Origin of the sequence: Nocardia sp. CY41, assembly GCF_009829325.1 — a bacterium.
Taxonomy (GTDB): domain Bacteria; phylum Actinomycetota; class Actinomycetes; order Mycobacteriales; family Mycobacteriaceae; genus Nocardia.
Map to the genome: position 1 here is coordinate 228535 of NZ_VUOS01000007.1, position 18442 is coordinate 246976.

At 70.0% G+C, this 18442-nt stretch carries 16 protein-coding genes; 9 read left to right on the top strand and 7 right to left on the bottom strand.

Annotated elements, in window-relative coordinates:
* Positions 1-155 precede the first annotated feature (155 nt).
* The 3 genes from GVY64_RS10220 to GVY64_RS10230 all read left to right on the top strand — a co-directional run bounded on the left by GVY64_RS10220 (position 156) and on the right by GVY64_RS10230 (position 6274).
* Complete coding sequence (locus GVY64_RS10220; RefSeq protein ID WP_159840267.1) at positions 156-1703, top strand: alpha/beta hydrolase; 1548 nt, start codon at positions 156-158, stop codon at positions 1701-1703.
* 164 nt (positions 1704-1867) lie between these two features.
* Positions 1868-3205, top strand: a complete 1338-nt coding sequence (glnA, locus tag GVY64_RS10225; RefSeq protein ID WP_159840268.1) for a type I glutamate--ammonia ligase — start codon at positions 1868-1870, stop codon at positions 3203-3205.
* Between the two features lie 57 nt (positions 3206-3262).
* On the top strand, positions 3263-6274 hold the full coding sequence (locus GVY64_RS10230) for a bifunctional [glutamine synthetase] adenylyltransferase/[glutamine synthetase]-adenylyl-L-tyrosine phosphorylase (protein WP_159840269.1): 3012 nt from the start codon (positions 3263-3265) through the stop codon (positions 6272-6274).
* Between the two features lie 43 nt (positions 6275-6317).
* On the opposite strand, the gene GVY64_RS10235 is transcribed toward GVY64_RS10230, so the two are convergent.
* Positions 6318-6653, bottom strand: a complete 336-nt coding sequence (locus tag GVY64_RS10235) for a winged helix-turn-helix transcriptional regulator (protein ID WP_159840270.1) — start codon at positions 6651-6653, stop codon at positions 6318-6320.
* Positions 6654-6761: 108 nt separating this feature from the next.
* Here GVY64_RS10235 and GVY64_RS10240 point away from each other — a divergent pair, with 108 nt between their 5' ends.
* Both GVY64_RS10240 and GVY64_RS10245 read left to right on the top strand, forming a co-directional pair.
* A complete protein-coding gene (locus GVY64_RS10240; RefSeq protein WP_063020336.1) occupies positions 6762-7088 on the top strand; it encodes a hypothetical protein in 327 nt (108 codons plus the stop codon).
* Between the two features lie 2 nt (positions 7089-7090).
* Positions 7091-7738: a cysteine hydrolase gene (locus GVY64_RS10245; protein ID WP_159840363.1), complete on the top strand. Its 648-nt coding sequence runs from the start codon at positions 7091-7093 to the stop codon at positions 7736-7738.
* A gap of 118 nt (positions 7739-7856) precedes the next feature.
* On the opposite strand, the gene GVY64_RS10250 is transcribed toward GVY64_RS10245, so the two are convergent.
* Positions 7857-8249: a hypothetical protein gene (locus GVY64_RS10250; protein WP_159840271.1), complete on the bottom strand. Its 393-nt coding sequence runs from the start codon at positions 8247-8249 to the stop codon at positions 7857-7859.
* A gap of 111 nt (positions 8250-8360) precedes the next feature.
* On the opposite strand from GVY64_RS10250, the gene GVY64_RS10255 reads away from it, so the two are divergent.
* Entirely contained in the window at positions 8361-9305 is a 945-nt protein-coding gene (locus GVY64_RS10255; RefSeq protein WP_201297962.1) for an endonuclease/exonuclease/phosphatase family protein, read from the top strand.
* Between the two features lie 205 nt (positions 9306-9510).
* Positions 9511-10950: a metallopeptidase gene (locus GVY64_RS10260; protein ID WP_159840272.1), complete on the top strand. Its 1440-nt coding sequence runs from the start codon at positions 9511-9513 to the stop codon at positions 10948-10950.
* A gap of 3 nt (positions 10951-10953) precedes the next feature.
* Here GVY64_RS10260 and GVY64_RS10265 read toward each other — a convergent pair whose 3' ends face one another.
* From GVY64_RS10265 to GVY64_RS10280, 3 genes are read right to left on the bottom strand one after another with little or no spacing between them, the layout of a single operon-like run.
* The gene (locus tag GVY64_RS10265) at positions 10954-11406 is read right to left on the bottom strand and encodes a 6,7-dimethyl-8-ribityllumazine synthase (protein ID WP_159840273.1); all 453 of its coding nucleotides are present in this window, start codon (positions 11404-11406) and stop codon (positions 10954-10956) included.
* 9 nt (positions 11407-11415) lie between these two features.
* The gene (locus tag GVY64_RS37745) at positions 11416-13671 is read right to left on the bottom strand and encodes a M20/M25/M40 family metallo-hydrolase (protein ID WP_236566727.1); all 2256 of its coding nucleotides are present in this window, start codon (positions 13669-13671) and stop codon (positions 11416-11418) included.
* On the bottom strand, positions 13668-15335 hold the full coding sequence (locus tag GVY64_RS10280) for a CocE/NonD family hydrolase (RefSeq protein WP_159840274.1): 1668 nt from the start codon (positions 15333-15335) through the stop codon (positions 13668-13670). The genes GVY64_RS37745 and GVY64_RS10280 overlap by 4 nt, the downstream gene beginning before the upstream one ends.
* Positions 15336-16134: 799 nt before the next feature.
* Between GVY64_RS10280 and GVY64_RS10285 the strand changes: the two genes are divergently transcribed.
* A complete protein-coding gene (locus GVY64_RS10285; RefSeq protein ID WP_159840275.1) occupies positions 16135-16578 on the top strand; it encodes a TY-Chap domain-containing protein in 444 nt (147 codons plus the stop codon).
* A gap of 59 nt (positions 16579-16637) precedes the next feature.
* Positions 16638-17372 carry a DUF4191 domain-containing protein gene (locus tag GVY64_RS10290; RefSeq protein ID WP_159840276.1) on the top strand — a complete coding sequence of 245 codons (735 nt, stop codon included), beginning with the start codon at positions 16638-16640 and terminating at the stop codon, positions 17370-17372.
* Positions 17373-17423: 51 nt separating this feature from the next.
* Here GVY64_RS10290 and GVY64_RS10295 read toward each other — a convergent pair whose 3' ends face one another.
* Together GVY64_RS10295 and GVY64_RS10300 are read right to left on the bottom strand one after the other, a co-directional pair.
* Positions 17424-17816 carry a YrdB family protein gene (locus GVY64_RS10295; protein ID WP_236566728.1) on the bottom strand — a complete coding sequence of 131 codons (393 nt, stop codon included), beginning with the start codon at positions 17814-17816 and terminating at the stop codon, positions 17424-17426.
* A 53-nt stretch (positions 17817-17869) separates the two neighbouring features.
* Positions 17870-18325: an RDD family protein gene (locus tag GVY64_RS10300; protein WP_159840277.1), complete on the bottom strand. Its 456-nt coding sequence runs from the start codon at positions 18323-18325 to the stop codon at positions 17870-17872.
* Between the last annotated feature and the right edge of the window lie 117 nt (positions 18326-18442).

An 18442-nucleotide genomic window follows, 5' to 3' on the forward strand; every position in this document is an offset into this window, starting at 1 on the left:
TCGGGGCCCGTCCGGGTCCCCGGGATTGTCTGACGAGAATCAGTGTGCCACCCGCCACCGACCCGGATTAAGGCCGATGACCGGTGCAATTGGTCACAGCGCAGAAGTTTGCCCGGGGGCGGTGCCCGCGGGTGCCCGGTGGCAATATCGGAGGCATGTCGACGGTGCGGAACGGGCGCGGTGCGCTCTCGGTGGCGGTGCTGGCGTCGGTCGCTGTCCTGATGTCGGGGTGCGCCGTCACCCGCACCGAATCGGGGCAGCCGACAACGACGACGCCGCCCACCGGGTTGGAGAAGTTCTACGGCCAGACCGTGCAGTGGGGCGACTGCACCGGATTCGGCGGACCGGACGACCGGCTCCCGCCGAGCGCCGAGTGCGCCCGGATCACCGTGCCGGTGGACTACGCGGCGCCCGAGGGCGCGACCGCGCAGATCGCGATCTCGCGCACCCGGGCGACCGGACGGCGGATCGGTTCGCTGGTGATGAATCCGGGCGGGCCGGGGGAGTCCGGTCTCGGCCTGTCGTCGCTCGGCAACAAGACCGAGCTGGCCGAGCGCTTCGACCGGATCGGCTTCGACCCGCGCGGCATCGGCTCCTCCCTGCCCACGATCGTCTGCCAGACACCCCAGGAACAGGACGCCGAGCGAGCCGAGCCGGAGGAGGACTACACCCCGGCGGGCATCGCCGACGCGGAGGCCGACAACCGCCGGTACGCGGACCGCTGCGCCGAGCGCACCGGCAAGGAATTCCTCGCCCATGTCGGCACCCGGGAGGTCGTGCAGGACCTGGACGTCATGCGTGCGGCGCTCGGTGACGAGAAGCTGACCTACGTCGGGTACTCCTACGGCACCAAGATCGGTTCGGCGTACGCGGAGAAGTTCCCCGACCGCGTGCGCGCCCTGGTGCTGGACGGCGCCATCGACTCCTCACAGGATCCGGTGCAGGAGTCGCTGCGCCAGGCGGCGGGCTTCCAGAAGGTGTTCGACGCCTACGCCGCAGACTGCGTGCAGCAGCCGGGATGCCCGCTGGGTTCGGACCCGGCGCAGGCGGTGGCGCGGTTCCGGGCGCTGGTGAACCCGCTGTGGGACAAGCCCGCGCAGACCACCGATCCGCGCGGGCTGACCTACGGTGACGCGCTCACCGGCGTACGCCAGGCGCTCTACACCGACGAGTTGTGGAAGGTGCTCACGCTCGGGCTGTCGGAGTTGCGGGACGGGCGTGGCGATACGTTGCTCGCGCTGGCCGACCTGTACGACGGCCGCCGCGACGACGGCACCTACACCAACACCACCGACGCGTTCAACGCGATCCGCTGCGTGGACGATCCGCGCATCACCGATCGCGCGGTCACCGGACGCCAGGACGCGGAGTACCGCAAAGCGGCCCCGTTCCTCGACGACGGCCGCGGCACCGGCGCTGCGCCGCTGGAGCTGTGCACCGCCTGGCCGGTGCCGAACACGAGCGAACCGCATCGCATCGCCGTGGCGGGCCTGCCGAAGACGGTGGTGGTCTCGACGACCGAGGACCCGGCGACGCCGTACCAGGCCGGAGTCGACCTGGCCGCGCAGTTGGGCGCCGCGCTGATCACCTACCAGGGCAACCGGCACACGGTGGCGCTGGCGGGTGGCGTGCCCTGTGTGGACGACGCGGTCATCGCCTATCTGGTCGATCTGACCGAGCCTGCTCCCGGCCTCACCTGCTGAGCCGCCGGGCACGGTTGCCGACCGGTGGCGCCGCGCGGCCGTTTCCGGAAAAACCTCACAAAGGGGACGATCCGGCTGTGCGGAGTCTTCCGAAAAAATCCAGGTCAGCAATCTTAAGCGTGTATGTAACACGGATTTAACGCCGGATGCTTACGCTCGCGGGCATGGATCGCCAGAAGGAATTCGTGCTGCGGACGCTCGAAGAGCGGGACATCCGCTTCGTACGTCTCTGGTTCACCGACGTCTTGGGCTACCTGAAGTCCGTCGCCATCGCCCCCGCCGAGCTGGAAGGCGCGTTCGAAGAGGGTATCGGATTCGACGGATCGGCCATCGAGGGCTTCGCCCGGGTCTCCGAGGCCGACATGGTCGCCCGGCCGGACCCGTCGACCTTCCAGGTGTTGCCGTGGGCCACCAGCAAGGGCCACCAGCACTCCGCGCGCATGTTCTGCGACATCACCATGCCGGACGGCTCGCCGTCCTGGGCCGACCCGCGCCACGTGCTGCGCCGCCAGCTGAACAAGGCCGGCGATGTCGGGTTCAGCTGCTACGTGCATCCCGAGATCGAGTTCTTCCTGCTGGAGAACGGAACGCGGGACGGCGCCCCGATCCCCGCCGACAGCGGCGGCTTCTTCGATCAGGCGGTGCACGATTCGGCGCCGAACTTCCGCCGTCACGCCATCGACGCGCTGGAGTCCATGGGCATCTCCGTGGAGTTCAGCCACCACGAGGGCGCACCGGGCCAGCAGGAGATCGACCTGCGCTACGCCGACGCGCTGTCCATGGCCGACAACGTGATGACCTTCCGCTACCTGATCAAGGAAGTGGCCATCGACGAGGGCGTGCGCGCGACCTTCATGCCCAAGCCGTTCGCCCAGTATCCGGGCTCGGCGATGCACACGCACATGAGCCTGTTCGAGGGCGAGACCAACGCCTTCCACGACCCGGACGACCCGATGAACCTGTCGGAGACGGCGCGCGCGTTCATCGCGGGCATCCTCGAGCACGCGCCGGAGATCAGCGCGGTCACCAACCAGTGGGTGAACTCCTACAAGCGCCTCATCCACGGCGGCGAGGCGCCCACGGCCGCCTCGTGGGGCCGGTCCAACCGCTCCGCGCTGGTGCGCGTGCCGATGTACACGCCGAACAAGTCGTCCTCGCGTCGCGTCGAGATCCGCAGCCCCGATTCCGCGTGCAACCCCTACCTGGCCTTCGCCGTGCTGCTCGCGGCCGGTCTGCGGGGCATCGAGAAGGGCTACACGCTGCCGCCGGAGGCCGAGGACGACGTGTGGTCGCTCACCGTCGCGGAGCGTCGAGCGATGGGCTTCCGTGAGCTGCCCGGCACCCTGGACGAGGCGCTGCAGGCGATGGAGCGCTCCGAACTGGTCGCCGAGACCCTCGGCGAGCATGTGTTCGACTTCTTCCTGCGCAACAAGCGCCGGGAGTGGGCGGATTACCGCAGCCAGGTCACGCCGTTCGAGCTGAAGGAATACCTGGGGTTGTAATACGAGCGATGCCCCGGGGCGGCGTGCCCCCGGTCGCGGCCGGGTAATTTGAGAACCATGGTCCGGCCCCCGTCTGCGCGCTCCGTCGTCCCTGGTGTCGGTCGGCTCGGATTGCTCGAGCCGTCGGCTGCCGCGTCGCTGCGCGATCTGGGGTGGGACAACGTCGAGAGCATCCCCGTGCTGTGGTCGCTGTCCCGCGCGCCGGACGCCGACCTCGCGTTGAGCACGCTCATGCGCCTGCGCGAGAGCATCGGCGACGGATGGGACGCCGTCGATTCGGCGATCCGCACCGATACGGCGTTGCGGGGCAGGCTGTTCGCGCTGCTCGGCTCGTCCAGCGCGTTCGGCGACCATCTCGTCGCGGCGCCGTCGGCGTGGGAGGGGTTGCGGCGCAAGGAGCTACCGGTCCGCGACGAGCTGATCGCCGATCTGCTGGCCGTCGTCGAGGCCGAACCCGAGCGAGGGCCCAACGCGGCCCCGTTGCTGTTCCGCGCCGGGGTCTCGGGGCCCGAAGTGGTGGCGTCGCTGCGCAAGCGGTACCGCGATCATCTGATGCTGCTGGCCGCGCTGGATCTGGCGGCGACGGTGGAGAACGAGCCCGTGCTGCCCTATCAGGTGGTCGGCAGGCAGCTCACCGACCTTGCCGACGCCGCCCTGACCGCGGCGCTGGCGGTCGCGGTGGCCCGGGTCTGCAAGGACGAGCCGGTGCCGGTGCGGCTGGGCGTGATCGCGATGGGCAAATGCGGTGCGCGCGAGCTGAACTACGTCAGCGACGTCGACGTGGTGTTCGTCGCCGAGCCCGCCGACGCCACCGCCACACGCTTGGCCGCGGAGCTGATGAGCGTGGCGAGCCAGGCGTTCTTCGAGGTCGACGCGGCGCTGCGACCGGAGGGCAAAGCCGGTGCGCTGGTGCGGACGCTGGATTCGCACATCGCCTACTACAAGCGGTGGGCGCGCACCTGGGAGTTCCAGGCGCTGTTGAAGAACCGCCCGGCCACCGGCGATCTCGCGCTCGGCGAGCAGTACCGCGCCGCGCTGATGCCCATGGTGTGGTCGGCCTCGGAGCGTCCGGATTTCGTCGCCGAGGTGCAGGCGATGCGCCGCCGCGTGGAGGATCTGGTACCCGCCGACCTGCGGGAACGCGAACTGAAATTGGGGCGCGGCAGCCTCAGGGACGTCGAATTCGCCGTGCAGCTACTGCAACTGGTACACGGGCGGGTGGACGAGACGCTGCACGTGCAGGGCACCGTCGAGGCGCTGACCGCGCTGGCCGCGGGCGGGTACGTCGGCCGCGACGACGCGGCCAATCTCACGGCGTCGTACGAATTCCTGCGGCTGTTGGAACACCGCCTGCAGCTGCAGCGGCTGCGTCGCACCCACACCTTGCCCGCCGCCGACGACGAGGAGGGCATGCGCTGGCTGGCCCGTGCCGCGCACATGCGGCCGGACGGCAGGCAGGACGCGGTGGGTGTGCTGACCAGCGAGATCCGCCGCAACGCGGTGCGCGTGCGGCGCTTGCACGCCAAATTGTTCTACCGGCCGCTGCTGGAATCGGTGGTGCGCATGGAACCCGATGCGCTGCGCCTGAGCCCCGAAGCCGCCATCCGGCAGCTCGCCGCGCTCGGCTACGCGGCGCCGGAGCACGCCCTCGGCCACCTGAAGGCCCTGACCGGCGGGGTGTCGCGCAAAGGCCGCATCCAAGCCCTGCTGCTACCGACGCTGCTCGAATGGCTCGGCGAGACACCGAATCCCGATGCGGGCCTGCTGGCCTACCGCCGGGTGTCGGAAGGGCTCGCCGACCAGATCTGGTTTCTGCGCGAGCTGCGCGACGAGGGGGCGATCGCGCAGCGGCTCATGATCGTGCTCGGCTCTTCGGAGTACCTGCCCGATCTGCTGATCAACGCGCCCGAGACGATCCGGATGTACGCCGACGGTCCCGGCGGCCCGCTGCTGCTCGGTCCGCAGCCCGACGAGGTGGCTCGCGGCATCCTCACCGCCGCCGCTCGCTACGACGACCCGAAACGAGCGGTGGCCGCGGCGCGTTCGCTGCGCAGGCACGAGCTCGCGCGGGTGGCGTCGGCCGATCTGCTCGGCATGCTCGATGTGCCCCAGGTGTGCCGGGCGCTGTCGTCGGTATGGGTCGCGGTGCTGGAGGCGTCGTTGCGCGCGGTGATCCGGGCGGGCGAAGCGGAGCGGGGGGCGCCCGCGCCCGCCGACATCGCCGTGATCGGCATGGGGCGGCTCGGCGGCATGGAACTGGGCTACGGCTCCGACGCGGACGTGCTGTTCGTCTGCGACCCGCGCCAGGGCGAGGACGAGACCAAGGCCGTGAAGTGGGCGATCGGGGTGGCCGACCGGGTGCAGCAGCTGCTCGGCGCGCCCAGCACCGATCCGCCGCTGCACGTGGACGCCGGGCTGCGGCCGGAAGGGCGCAACGGCGCGCTGGTGCGCACGCTGGCCGCGTACGCCGCGTACTACGAGCAATGGGCGCAACCCTGGGAGGTGCAGGCGCTGCTGCGCGCCCACCAGGTGGCCGGTGACGAGGAACTCGGGGTGCGTTTCCTGCACGTCATCGACAAGGTGCGCTACCCGGAGGGCGGGGTGTCGGCCGAGGCGGTGCGCGAGATCCGGCGGATCAAGGCCAGGGTGGACGCCGAGCGGCTGCCCCGCGGCGCCGATCCGGCCACACACACCAAGCTGGGACGCGGGGGACTGGCCGACATCGAGTGGACGGTCCAGCTGGTGCAGCTGCGGCACGCCCACGAGGTGCCCGGCCTGCACAACACCTCCACGCTGGAGGCGCTGAATGTGATCGAGCGCACCGGACTGCTGGACGCGCAGGATGTGGCGCTGCTGCGGGACGCGTGGCTGACGGCCACCAACGCCCGCAACGCCTTGGTGCTGGTGCGCGGCAAGCCCACCGACCAGCTGCCCGCCCCCGGCCGCCTCCTGTCCGCGGTCGCCCGCGTCGCGGGATGGCCCAACGACGACGGCAGCGAATTCCTCGACCACTACATGCGCGTCACGCGGCGCGCCAAAGCTGTCGTCGAACGGGTCTTCGGCGCCTGAGCCGCGCTCCGCGCCGGTTCTCGCGCGGCTCCGGCTGCCGGATTCACGACTCGAGCGTGAGCCCGGCGCGGGTCGCCCGTTGCTCGCCCCAGTCGTAGAGGGCGGTGAGGACGGGAACCAGGGTGCTGCCTTCGTCGGTGAGGGTGTATTCGACCTGCGGCGGCACCGTGTCGTAGACAGTGCGCCGGACCAGGCCGTCGGCTTCCAGTTCGCGCAATTGCTGCACCAGCATCTTCTCGCTGGTCGCCGGCATCCGCCTGCGCAGCTCGCCGTAGCGGTGCACTCCCTCCTTCAAGTGGGCCAGGATCACCGGCTTCCACTTGCCGCCGATCAGGTCGACGGTCACCTCCACGGCGCAGTTGTAGCGCTTGCCGGGCACCTGTCCTCCGAGTACTCACCGAAAAGTGCGTTCTTGTAACACTGTAATCGTCGCGCTTCCATGGATGCCGTTCACCGGAAACCACACGCGCACTTGGAGCGAAATTCTATGAAGGTCATCGTTTTCGACCGATTCAAGCCCGGCGTCACCCTGGAGACGATCAACCCGTATCTGCCCGAGGAAGTCGCCAATGTGTGGCGACTGTGGAAGGCGGGCATCGTCCGGGAGAACTACGCTCGCGCGGACGAGCCCGGGGTGGTCATCGTGTTCGAGGTCGACAGCGTCGAGGAGGCCCGCAAGTACGTCGCGGACTTCCCGCTCACCAAGGCCGGGTACCTGGACTGGACGTTCGTCCCGGTGCAGGCTCCCTTGCCGCTGGAGGCGTTGATGGACCCGGCCGTGGACGTCGCCGAACCCTACGACCGGACCGCGTGAGCATGCGGCACGCATTCGGCTTGCGCATCCCGCAGACCGTGCCGGACGCCTGCGATCCCGCGCGGATGGCGCTGCTCATCTACGACATGCAGGTCGGCATCGTGCGGCAGATCCCCGGCGGTGAGGAGATCGTGCGCGCGTGCGTGCGGCTGCGTGACGCCGCGCGGGCGGGCGGCTTCCGGGTCTTCTACACGCGACACATGTCATTGCCGGTCGCGGCGTCGGGCGTCGCCCAGTTGCGCACCGCCATGTCCTGGCAGCGGGTGGACGACCCGGCGGCCGTGCGCTCGAGCTTCCCGCAGGGTTCGCCGCAATTCCACCTGGTGCCCGAGCTGACGCCCGGTCCGGACGAGGTGGTGTTCGACAAGATCACCATGTCGGCCTTCGCGGCGACCCCGCTGGATTTCGCTCTGCGCGACTGCGGCATCGACACCTACGCCGTGGCGGGCATCGCGATGGAGGTGGGCATCGAGCCGACCGTCCGGCACAGCCTGGATCTGGGCTATCTGCCGATCATCGTCACCGACGCCTGTGGAGCCGGTCATCATGCGGCTGCCGAAAGATCGCACGCCACCTTGGAGTTCGCCGGGGGATCGCTGACGACGGACACGGCGGGACTGAGCGAGTTGATGAGACGGGGCTCGTCGTGAGGCGTTGAACGCGGCACGATCAGTCCGGTGTTCGCCGGTTCGGACCGCACCGCCTAGGAGTTCGGATGCGTTGCGCTGGTATGCCGCCGCCGAATGGCCCACCACCGGGTTGGTCGTGCTAAGGAGGGCCGAGATCCGCGTGGGGCAGCGGCCTCCCGCCGAGGCCGAGCACGCCGAACGCGCGCTCGCCTGCCGAACTCCGAGCGCCGGGTGTGCGACTCGGAATCGCCCCGCCGGTCAAGGCTTGGAAGCGATCGACGAACCGGCTGATGGCCGGCCGGTCTTCGTCACCGAGCCCGTGCGCGGTCGTCACGGTGACCAGGTCGCCGGACTCGATCCGCAGGACATCCCAGCACCACGGCAGGACGGGCGCGTGCACGCTGCGCCCGTTACTGCTGATCGTGATGGACGAACGGGACACCCCCGGAGTCACGGCCAGGTCTTCGGCGATCGCGGCTGTGAGCGGTCCCTTCGCGCGGAATTCCTCGACGTACATTCTCGACCCCGTCACGTCGTCGGCAGTAGTGAGCCAGTGTAGACGTGCGGCGCATCTCGCCCGAGCGCACAGAATCCACACCTGCGCTACACCGGCTCTTCGAAGACGGTGCCTAGGCTCGACCGCATGCGTAAATGGATGGACCGGGCGTTGCTCGGTGTGGGGTGGTGCGCAGTAACCGCGGGCGCCCTCGGGATCGTGCTGCATTTCGGGGCATGGCAGCGGCGCGGGCTGGTACTGCTCGCGTCGGGGGCGTCGTACTTCATGGTCGGGGCGTTCGTCGGCCTGGTGTTGTTGCTGATCGCGCGTGGGTGGCGCAGTGCGGCCGTGGCCGGTGTGCTTGCCGCGGCGGTGTTCTGGACGCTGGTGCCCGCGTTCGTGCCGGAGAGCCGGGCGGCGAGCGGTCCGGAGATGACCGTCATGCAGTCGAATATCTTGTTCGGCGGGGCCGATCCGGCCGCGGTGGTGCGCGCGGTGCGGCACAACCGGGTCGACGTGCTGACGGTCGACGAGCTGACCGGCGCCGCGCTCGAACGCCTGGCGGGTGCGGGCCTGCTCGCCGAATTGCCGCATCACTACGCCGAACCCACCCGTGACGGCGGTGGCGGCACCGGCATCTTCAGCAGGCACCCGCTGCGGGACAGCAGGAAATACGACGGCTTCGTGCTGAACAATGTCTCCGCGACGCTGGATCACCCGGAACGAGGGCCGATCACCGTCTTCGCCTTCCATCCGGTCCCGCCGCCGTTCGACTTCCCCGCATGGCAGGCGGAGATGCGCAGGATTCGCGAAATCCTCGACGCGCATCCCGGTCCCGCCATCGTCGGTGCCGACTTCAACGCGACCCGCGATCACGCGGCCTATCGCGATCTCCTGCGCGGCCGCTTCGCCTCGGCCGCCGATCAGACCGGGGCGGGCCTGCTGCCCACGTTTCCCGAGGACCGCCGCTGGGGCCCGGTGATCGGCATCGACCACATCCTCTTGGCCGACGCCACCGCCGAACAGCTGCACACCCTTTCCGTCCCCGGTTCCGACCACCGAGCGCTGATCTGCCGCATCCGCCTGCGGTGACCCGGGTCCGCCCGCCGACCGCGGTGTCGCATTCCCCTGAAGTGCCCCGGGTCGGCGTGCGGCTCGTCGAGCAGCGTCCACCTCCGCGAAGAGGTTGCGCCTTGCGGTTCCTGAGCGCGAACGCGGTGATGCGCGAAACGCGTTCGTGGCGATTACGATGTGAGCGCTCGGCGGGCCCGAGACGCGGTACCGGGGAGGCGGGTCGATGCGGAAGAACAAGCGATTCGGTGTGGTGGCGGTGCTGGCGGTGGTGACCGCGGTGCTCGCCGGTTGCGCCACAGGTGCGAACGACCCTGCGGCGCAGCAGGTCTCGCCCCCGGCAGACACCTGGGAGCTGGCCGGATCGATGACGGCCACCGGCCCGAACGGCCCGCGCAAGGGCGTGCCGGACGCACCGCTCACGGCGGAGAACGGGGACGGCGGCGCCATCGACAAGCTGGCGCTCAATGCCATCGCCGACGTGCAGGACTTCTGGGCCGCCGAGTATCCCGCGCACTTCCCCGGCACGTTCAGACCGGTGGCGAGGTATATCTCGTGGGACGCCAAGGCGCCCAGAACGCAGTCGGTCAAGTTCTGCAAGTCCGACACCTACCAGGTGGTCAACGCCGCCTACTGCGGCGGAGACCACACCATCGGCTGGGACCGGGGTGTCTTGTTGCCGAAACTGGTGCAGAAGTACGGCGAGATGGCCGTGGTGATGGTGCTCGCCCACGAGTACGGGCACGCCATCCAGGGGCGGGCCGAGCTAGCCGGTCTGCTCACCCCGCCGCTCGTGCAGGAACAGCAGGCCGATTGCCTCGCCGGTGTCTTCCTGCGTCATGTGGCGGAGGGAGATTCGGCGCATTTCACGCTCAACACCACCGAAGGGCTCAACGCGGTGCTCGGCGCGACGGTGGCCGTGCGCGACCGCGACCCGAACGACCCGGAGAACGTGCACGGGTCGGCGTTCGAGCGGGTGACCGCGGTGCAGCTCGGCTACACCGACGGCGCCGACGGGTGCAAGAAGATCACCAGGAAGGAGATCGCCCAGCGTCGCGGCAATCTCCCCACCACCTTCGAGCCGGGCGAGGAGCAGGCGCAGCTGCCGGTGGATGCCGCCGCGTTGACCAGCCTGAGCAAGGCGCTGGCGCAGATCTTCCCGGTCACGCGGCCGCCGCTGTTCGATTACGCCGGCGTCGGCCGCACCTGCTCGGGCGTCACCCTCACCCGGCCGGTGTCCTACTGCCCGGGCGCGAACCGGATCGGCACCGACGTCCCCGCGCTGGCCCGCCGCGGCGGACCGATGGCGGGTGAGGACCCGCTGTCGGCGGTCGTGGACGGTGACTACAACGCGTTCGTCGTTTTCGTGTCGCGGTATGCGCTTGCGGTGCAACAGGATCGGAAGCTGCCCTTGACCGGCGCGGAAACGGCCGGGTTGCGCACCGCCTGCCTCAGCGGCGTGGCGACCACCAGACTCAGCGAGCCGGGCAGCGACCCGCACCTGTCCGCGGGCGATCTGGACGAAGCGGTCTCCGGCCTGCTCGCCGACGGCTCGGCGGCCGCCGACGTGAACGGCAAGGTCGTGCCGAGCGGCTACCAGCGGCTGGAGGCGTTCCGCACCGGCGTGCTGGACGGCGAAAGCGCCTGCCTGGCCAAGTTCCGGTAGGCGCTACACCGGCAGCGACCGCAGCGAGCTGAGCGTGCCGGCCAGCGCGCGGGCCGCCTCGGCGCCCTTGGTGCGGAAGTGCTCGGTGAAGTGCGTGACGTGCTCGCTGTGCTCGTGGAAGTGGTGCGGGGTGAGCACGACCGAGAACACCGGCACGTCCGTGTCCAGCTGGACCCGCATCAGTCCGTCGATCACCGCCGAAGCCACGAAGTCGTGCCGGTAGATACCACCGTCCACCACCAGCGCCGACGCGACGATCGCCGCGTACCGGCCGGAGTGCGCCAAGCGCTTGGCGTGCAGCGGGATCTCGAAGGCGCCCGGCACCTCGTAGACGTCGATGCCGGCGGGATCGAAACCGAGGTCGGCGTATTCGGTGCGGAAGCCCTCGTACGCCTTCTCGACGATCGAGCTGTGCCAGCTGGCGCGGATGAACGCGATGGATCCGGTGGTACTCATGGATGAATACTACTTTTCGGTAAGGTGCGCTTCCAGCCAGCCGACGACATCGTCGAGCACCTTCTGCTGCTCCGGCTCGTTGAACACCTCGTGGTAGAGGCCCTCGTAGCGGATCACCGTGAGATCCTCCGACCCCGCGCCGCGCTCGATGAGATCTGAGCTCGACGGCGCGGCGATCGCGTCGGCGGTGCCGTGCAGCACCAGCACCGGCACGGTGAGCCGTGCCAGCCGCTGCTTGACGGTATCCGTCGCGCTCAGCATCTCCGCGCCGGTGCGGGCGGGCAGCTTGCCCCGGTAGACCAGCGGATCGTTGTCGTAGGCGGTGACCACCGCCGGATCGCGGCTGATCTGCGACGAATCCAGCTTCAGCACACCCAGATTCGGGGTGAACCGGCTCAACACCGGTGCGAGCTTGCGCTGCACCGGATTGCCCGCCGGGATGTCTAGCGGCGGGGCGGACAGCACGATGCCCGCCACGTCGATCGGCGCGCGGGTGGCCAGATACAAGGTGATCAGGCTGCCCATCGAGTGCGCGACGAGGAAACGGGGCACGCCGGGCTGCTCCCGGCTCGCGATGTCGAGCATCGCGGCGACGTTGTCGGCGGCGGCGGCCATGGAGCCGATGTTGGCCTTGCCGCCCGCGGACTTCCCGTGCCCGATGTGGTCGAGCGCGTAGACCGCGAAACCGGCCGCGACCAGCCGCTGCCCGACGTGCGCGTAGCGGCCGGAGTGCTCGGCCACGCCGTGCACCAGGACGATCACGCCCCGCGCGGCGCCCTCCGGCAGCCACGCCCGCCAGGCGACTCCGCTGCCGATTCCGTCGAACTCACCGGATTCGGTGCGGATCGCGGGCAGCTCGGTGGGCGTGGCGTCGCCCGCCGTCGGCTCGGTCGTCATGCCTGGCGCTCCTGACGTCGATGGCGCGCCGAGCGTCGCGAAATGCTCGATCAGTCGCCGATTGAACTCGATGAGTCGAGCGTAGTTGACCCGAGACAGTCGTTCGTCGGTTCCGTGGATCGAGGCCAGGTCGCGTTCGTCCAGCACGATCGGCGCGAAATTGCACCGGGTGCCCGCCAGGTCGTCGTAGTGCCTGGAGTCGGTCGCGCCGGGCACGATGCCGGTGGTCACCGCGATGCCGGGGACGACGGCGCGGGCGAGGCCCGCGATCAGGTCGAAGGCGGGACCGGGCCCGGTGATCCGCGACGGCTCCGACGACATGCCGATCAGCTCGAAGTGGATCCCGTTGTCCCGCACGACTTTGCGGCAGTGCGCCAGCACCGAGGCGACCGTGTCACCAGGCAGGATGCGGAAGTTCACCATGGCCTCGGCACGCTGGGGCAGCACGTTCGCGCGCACGCCGCCGCGGATCACCGTCGGCGCCGTGGTGGTGCGCACCATGGCCTCGGTCTGCGGCTGGGCAGCCATCACCCGGGCGACCACCGGTGCCGCGACACGCGCCAGACCGAGCAGACGCCGCCGCGGGGCAGGCATGACCTCGCGCACCCGGTCCAGCATGTCCGCGATCACCGGGGTCAGGCGCAGCGGCATCGGATGGTCCTGGATGCGGGCCACCGCCCGCGCGATCCGGCCCACCGCCGTCTGCTTGCCCGGCATGGACGAATGCCCGCCGACCTCGGTGACCGACAAGCGGACCGTGGCGTAGCCCTTCTCGCCGAGCATGATCGTCGCCACCGGCTGCCGCACGCCGTCGACGACGCCCGCGGTGATCACCCCGCCCTCGTCCAGCAGCAGATCCGCCCGCACGCCCGCCTGCCGCAGATGACCGGCCATGCGCTCGGCCCCGTCACCGCCGAAGACCTCCTCGTCGTGCCCGAAGGCCAGGTAGACGGTGTGCCGGGGCCGCAATCCCGCGGCGAGCGCGGACTCCGTGGCCTCCAGGATGGCCAGCACGCGGCTCTTGTCATCGATCGCGCCCCGGCCCCAGATGAATTCGTCGTCGACCACGCCCGCGAACGGCGGATGGGTCCAGCGCTGGGCGTCGTCCACCGGCACCACGTCCTGGTGGGCGAGCAGGATCGCGGCCACCCGGTCCGGCTCGACGCCGGGCCAGCGGTAGAGCCTGCTGTGCGCGAACCGCTGCAGCTCGAGCTCGGCGTGCACGCGCGGGAAGGATGCCCGCAGATGCGCGTCGAGGCGCTCGAACGCCGCGCTGTCGGCGTCGCGCGGGTCGTCGGTGGACACCGTCGCGCACCGGAGCGCGGCGGCGAGGCGTTCGGCGGTCGGGTCGTCGACCGGCTCCGTCATCGGTCACCGGTGCGGTCGGGCAGATTCATGGGCACCGTTGCATTGTTCAACATGCTCGGGTCGAGGGCGATCGTCTTCTCGTTTCGCCACTTCACGATGCCCTCGCTGAGCCCACCGGCCAGCTCGGGACGACGCGTTCCGGTCAGCAGCGGCAGGTCGACGCGCGCGGAGGACACCGTCACCGGAGCGAAGGCGGGGGAGTGCGACCACACGTCGTCGACCACGTCGGTTACCCGCACGCCGATCCGGTGGCCGGCCGCGATCGGCCAGTCCTGCGCGAGCAGCCGGACCTCGGCGGTGTCGCTCACCGGGGCGATCCCGCGGGTGATGACCGTCGCGCGCAGGTCAGGGGCGATGTCGTAGAGCTCGACCGCGACCGTCGCGTTCGCCGGGCCGCTCAGCCGAAGGGTGGCTGTGGGGATGCCGGACAGGTGCTGGTCCGCGGTCAGCGGCGCGGAGACCGACCACAGTTCCCGGTCGGGTCCGGGGACCAGCCCGCGGTCGGTGTAGCTGCCGGTCCGCAGCTCGACCGGGACCCGCCGCGCGTCGGCGGGCGGCCAGGCGGTCTCCGCGCGCCAGCGGCCGTCGAACTGGCCGACGGTGATCCGCGGCCCGGGCACCTCGACGGCGCGGCCCGCGACGTGCTTGTCGAAGAACGCCAGCAACTCGGTGTCGAAGTGCGGTGTGCCGCATTTGTCGTGGCAGGTGCGGTGTCCCCACTGGCCGAACCAGGCCCGGTGCTCGCCGGGGCCGAGTTCGTTCCACAGATCGAACACGCGGTAGGCGCGGGTGTTGTAGTCGACGAAACCCTGGCCGAGGAACACCGGGATAGTGTTGCCGCGCAGTCGCGCGACGAGGTCGCGGTCGCGCCAGAACGCGGTGCCGGGGTTGTGGTCGCCGATCTCGGCCAGGTATCCCTGATAGCACTGCCACGGCATCTGCGTCGCGTTCGCCTGGTATTCGCCGGAGTCTTCCGGACGCGGCGGGGTGGAGGCGATGAGCAAGTGCTCCAGCCCCGCGAAATCGGCGGGGCGCACGCCGCTCTCGGTGATCGGCTTGCCCGAGAACTTCCACGAGACGCCCTGCATGTACAGGTAGGCGTAGGGATCGACGACCGGCTCGAACGCGCCCACCGCGGCGAGACCCTTCGGCGCGGCGGCCAGGCCCATCAGCCCGGTCCAGGCTTCGTACGAGGTGCCGAACAACCCGACCTTGCCGGTGGACCACGGCCTGCTCGCCGCCCATTCCACGGCCGCGGCGACGTCCGCGCGTTCGCCGGGCCCGCCGAAGTCCGGGCAGCCGTTGGAGCCGCCGAATCCGCGCAGGTCGACGACGACGTAGGTGTAGCCCGCGTTCAGGAAGAGTTCGGCGGTGAGGTTGTCGGTGGACGGTCCCCCGGTCAGGCGCGGTTCGCTCAAGTACGCCAGGTGCGCGCGATACGGGCTGACGGTGAGGACCACAGGTGTGCGGGCGTCGTCCGGGACACCGGCCGGCCGCAGGATGTCCGCGTGCAGGCGGGTGCCGTCCGCGCTGTCGATGAACGCTTGCTTCCACTGGTAGGGCACCGGCAGCGGTTCGGCGGCGGCGGTCACCGGGGTGAACGCGGCCAGCAGCAACAGCAGGCCGCACAGGGCACGGGACAGGACGGCGCGGTCGGTCACCATAGGACTATCGAGTGTGCCCGCACGGCCGTCCAGCCCCCGGAATCGGGGTAGTCGTCCAGTAGCCGGGCAGACGCCATACGGTGTTCATCCGGGCGGGTCAGCGCACACGTCGGGGAAGCTGACACCGCCCGGGGACAGCGAGGTGAGCAGCGCGGTGCGCTCCGCTGGGAATCCGTTCCCGGCGCGGTCGCGATCGACTCGGGAGTGCTCGATACGGTTGCGGCTGTGTCGCCGAGCCGATCGCCGGGCATCAGCCCGAACCGGCAGATCGGAACGACCGGCCGTTCACCCGCCGCAGACGCCACGCGGCACGTGCTCGTAGCAGCCGGGCCCGATCCGGGTGAATCGCGCACTCCCGCGGTGACGTCGGTCGGACAGATGGTCGGTCGGACAGATCATTGTGTGAGACCACGCCGCGAAAACACGGCAGCAATTGCCTTTTCGTTTCCGAGCCCGCGTTTTCCGCAGGCGAAGGAATGGTGTCCGCGGGAACCGATCGGGATCCCGACAGTGCATTCCGTGCCGGGTTCTACGGCGGCTTCGCCGGACTGTCGTGGGTAAGACTGTGCGCGTGGGTCGTGGACGCTGTCCGGCGATCGTGAACGGACGCTGCGGTATCCGCCTCGACGCCAGGTCCACGATGAAGATGCCGCAGGTAAGCATGGTTTCGGGAGGGACGAAGCCGGATACGGCGTCCGGACACGCACCGGAGCGAACCACTCGGCGACGCAACGATTTCCGTCTGGTGTTCCCGGCGGCGCGGCGTATGATCAGGCCAGTGCGAATACCCGGGGGAAGAATGAGCGAGCCGGAAACCGCGGACTGGGAACGGTTCGTGCAAGCACTGGCGCACTGTCTTGCGGAGCTGCCCTCCCGGGCGACCCTGATCATCGCCGCCCCGGGAAATCGCTATGTCCAATTTGTCCAATACGACATCAAATTGTCCGCCGAACTGGCCGGGAATCATTACCTGACCGATCCCATCCCGGAGACCGCCGCGCAGGCGTTGCGCGCACTGGGCTGGCACGAGCCCGCCGTGCGGCGCGACGCCGACAACTGGACCAGGACCCTCTTCTGGCCGATCGCGCCGAACAGCTTGCTCGAGTTCGCTCGCTCGGTGGCCGTCGGCTTGCGGGACGCTCTCGGGGTCGCGGCCCCGGTCGAGTTGCGGGCGATGGGCTGGACCGAGGCGTCCGGCGACCTGGATCTCACCGTGCTCGGTCCGATCGCGCGCCGTGGGTAGCCCGGTAGGGCCGCTGTCCGGCGGCAAGCCGCGACTACCTGGGCACTATTCTGAGAGACATGGCAGCAGGTAAGCCCACCAAGGAAGCGAAGGCCGCGGCGAAAGCGGCCCGCAAGCAGCAGTCGAGAGAACGCCGCAAACAGCTGTGGCAGGCGTTCCAGATGCAGCGCAAGGAAGACAAGCTGCTGCTGCCGCTGATGATCGGCGCTATGGTCGGCATCACCGCCGTCTTCGTCGTGATCGGCCTGATCTTCGGGCTGACCTGGTTCCTCGTCCCGCTCGGCGTGGTGCTCGGCGCGCTGGCTGCGTTCATCATCTTCGGCAGGCGGGTGCAGAAGAGCGTCTACCGCAAGGCCGAGGGCCAGGCGGGCGCCGCGGCCTGGGTGCTGGACAACCTCCAGGGCAAGTGGCGGGTGAGCAACGGCGTCGCCGCCACCACGCAGCTGGACGCGGTGCACCGGGTGATCGGCCTGCCCGGCGTGGTGCTGGTCGCCGAAGGCGCCCCGCAACGGGTCAAGTCGCTGCTCGCCCAGGAGAAGAAGCGCACGGCCCGGCTGATCGGCGACACTCCGATCTACGACGTCGTCATCGGCAACGACGAAGGCCAGATTCCGCTCAAGGACCTGCAGCGCTACCTCACCAAGCTGCCGCGCAACATCGACACCAAACGCATGGACCTCATCGAAGGCCGGCTTTCCGCGCTCAGCGCGCGCAGCGGGCCCGCCCTGCCGAAGGGGCCGATGCCCGCGGGCGCCAAGATGCGCGGAGTGCAGCGGACCATCCGCCGCCGCTGACCGGAAAGAGCCCGTTCCAGGCAAACCGGGCCTTTCGACCGCTTCGGCGGACTACGGTCGACGCCGCGTCGCCGAATCACGGGTGACCAGCCAGACGACTCGGTCGTAGGCCAGCGCGTGATAGACGATCACCAGCACGGCGAGCGTCAATCCCCAGTGCGGCAGCCCCGCCAACTGCAGCGCGAGCGCCCCGCCGCCGAGCACCGACAGTTCGATCACCAGGCGCGTGGAGCCGGACACGGCGACTCTCGCCCGCCCGTCACGGCTGGGGTCGCCGGGCACCGCGAAGGTTCCCCAGACGACTGCCGCACCTACCGGCAGCGCCACCACCAGGAGAAAACTCCACGGCTCTTCGAACGCCCGCCAGCCGAAGACGCCGAACGAGGCCACAGCGACGAGCTCGAGCAGGAAACGGGCGACGAGCATCACCGGATTCAACGACACCGGCGCAGCCTAACGGGGGTGACGCGGTGCCGGCGGGCCTGATGCCGGGCGGCTCAGCGTGAATGCACCAGCGCGGTACCGGTCGCGCGGTCGTGCATTCCGCGGCCGTCGGCGTCGGTGAACAGCGCGGGCACCACGAACAGCAGCAGCACCTGTCTGGCCAGCGCGCGGACGAAGCCGACCGGCGCCGCGGCGTCGATGCGGACCGTCCGCAGCCGCAGGAAGTACTGACCCGGGGTGAAGCCGAACAGTGTGACCGCGCCCACGCCGATGACGAACCAGATCAGCAGTGTCAGGCTCGACGCCGACCCGCTGCGGGTGATCAGCGCCGCGATGCCCAGCGCGATCAGCCAGTCGACGAACAGGGCGGCGATGCGGCGGCCCATGCCGGCCAGCGAGCCCGCTCCGGTCTTCGGCAGGCCGAGTTGTGCACCGGGGAACTCGGAGGTTGCCGGGCCGCCGGAGTCGGCCGGGGGTCCGGAGAGCCAAGAGCCGGTGATGCGTGCCATGCACCCAGGATAGGCGCGGCCGAACCGGCGGCCGGGACCGCATAAGCGCCAGTTCAGCGTCGGCGAGCGCCGCGGCGGGGGCAGGACTACCATGCATTTCGAGTCCGGGTGGTCAGC

Excerpts from the sequence above, each read along its gene's own strand:
- GVY64_RS10220 (WP_159840267.1), top strand. The coding sequence starts at position 156 with ATGTCGACGGTGCGGAACGGGCGCGGTGCGCTCTCGGTGGCGGTGCTG.
- glnA (WP_159840268.1), top strand. The coding sequence starts at position 1,868 with ATGGATCGCCAGAAGGAATTCGTGCTGCGGACGCTCGAAGAGCGGGAC.
- GVY64_RS10230 (WP_159840269.1), top strand. The coding sequence starts at position 3,263 with ATGGTCCGGCCCCCGTCTGCGCGCTCCGTCGTCCCTGGTGTCGGTCGG.
- GVY64_RS10240 (WP_063020336.1), top strand. The coding sequence starts at position 6,762 with ATGAAGGTCATCGTTTTCGACCGATTCAAGCCCGGCGTCACCCTGGAG.
- GVY64_RS10245 (WP_159840363.1), top strand. The coding sequence starts at position 7,091 with ATGCGGCACGCATTCGGCTTGCGCATCCCGCAGACCGTGCCGGACGCC.
- GVY64_RS10255 (WP_201297962.1), top strand. The coding sequence starts at position 8,361 with ATGCGTAAATGGATGGACCGGGCGTTGCTCGGTGTGGGGTGGTGCGCA.
- GVY64_RS10260 (WP_159840272.1), top strand. The coding sequence starts at position 9,511 with ATGCGGAAGAACAAGCGATTCGGTGTGGTGGCGGTGCTGGCGGTGGTG.
- GVY64_RS10265 (WP_159840273.1), bottom strand. The coding sequence starts at position 11,406 with ATGAGTACCACCGGATCCATCGCGTTCATCCGCGCCAGCTGGCACAGC.
- GVY64_RS37745 (WP_236566727.1), bottom strand. The coding sequence starts at position 13,671 with ATGACGGAGCCGGTCGACGACCCGACCGCCGAACGCCTCGCCGCCGCG.
- GVY64_RS10280 (WP_159840274.1), bottom strand. The coding sequence starts at position 15,335 with ATGGTGACCGACCGCGCCGTCCTGTCCCGTGCCCTGTGCGGCCTGCTG.
- GVY64_RS10285 (WP_159840275.1), top strand. The coding sequence starts at position 16,135 with ATGAGCGAGCCGGAAACCGCGGACTGGGAACGGTTCGTGCAAGCACTG.
- GVY64_RS10290 (WP_159840276.1), top strand. The coding sequence starts at position 16,638 with ATGGCAGCAGGTAAGCCCACCAAGGAAGCGAAGGCCGCGGCGAAAGCG.
- GVY64_RS10300 (WP_159840277.1), bottom strand. The coding sequence starts at position 18,325 with ATGGCACGCATCACCGGCTCTTGGCTCTCCGGACCCCCGGCCGACTCC.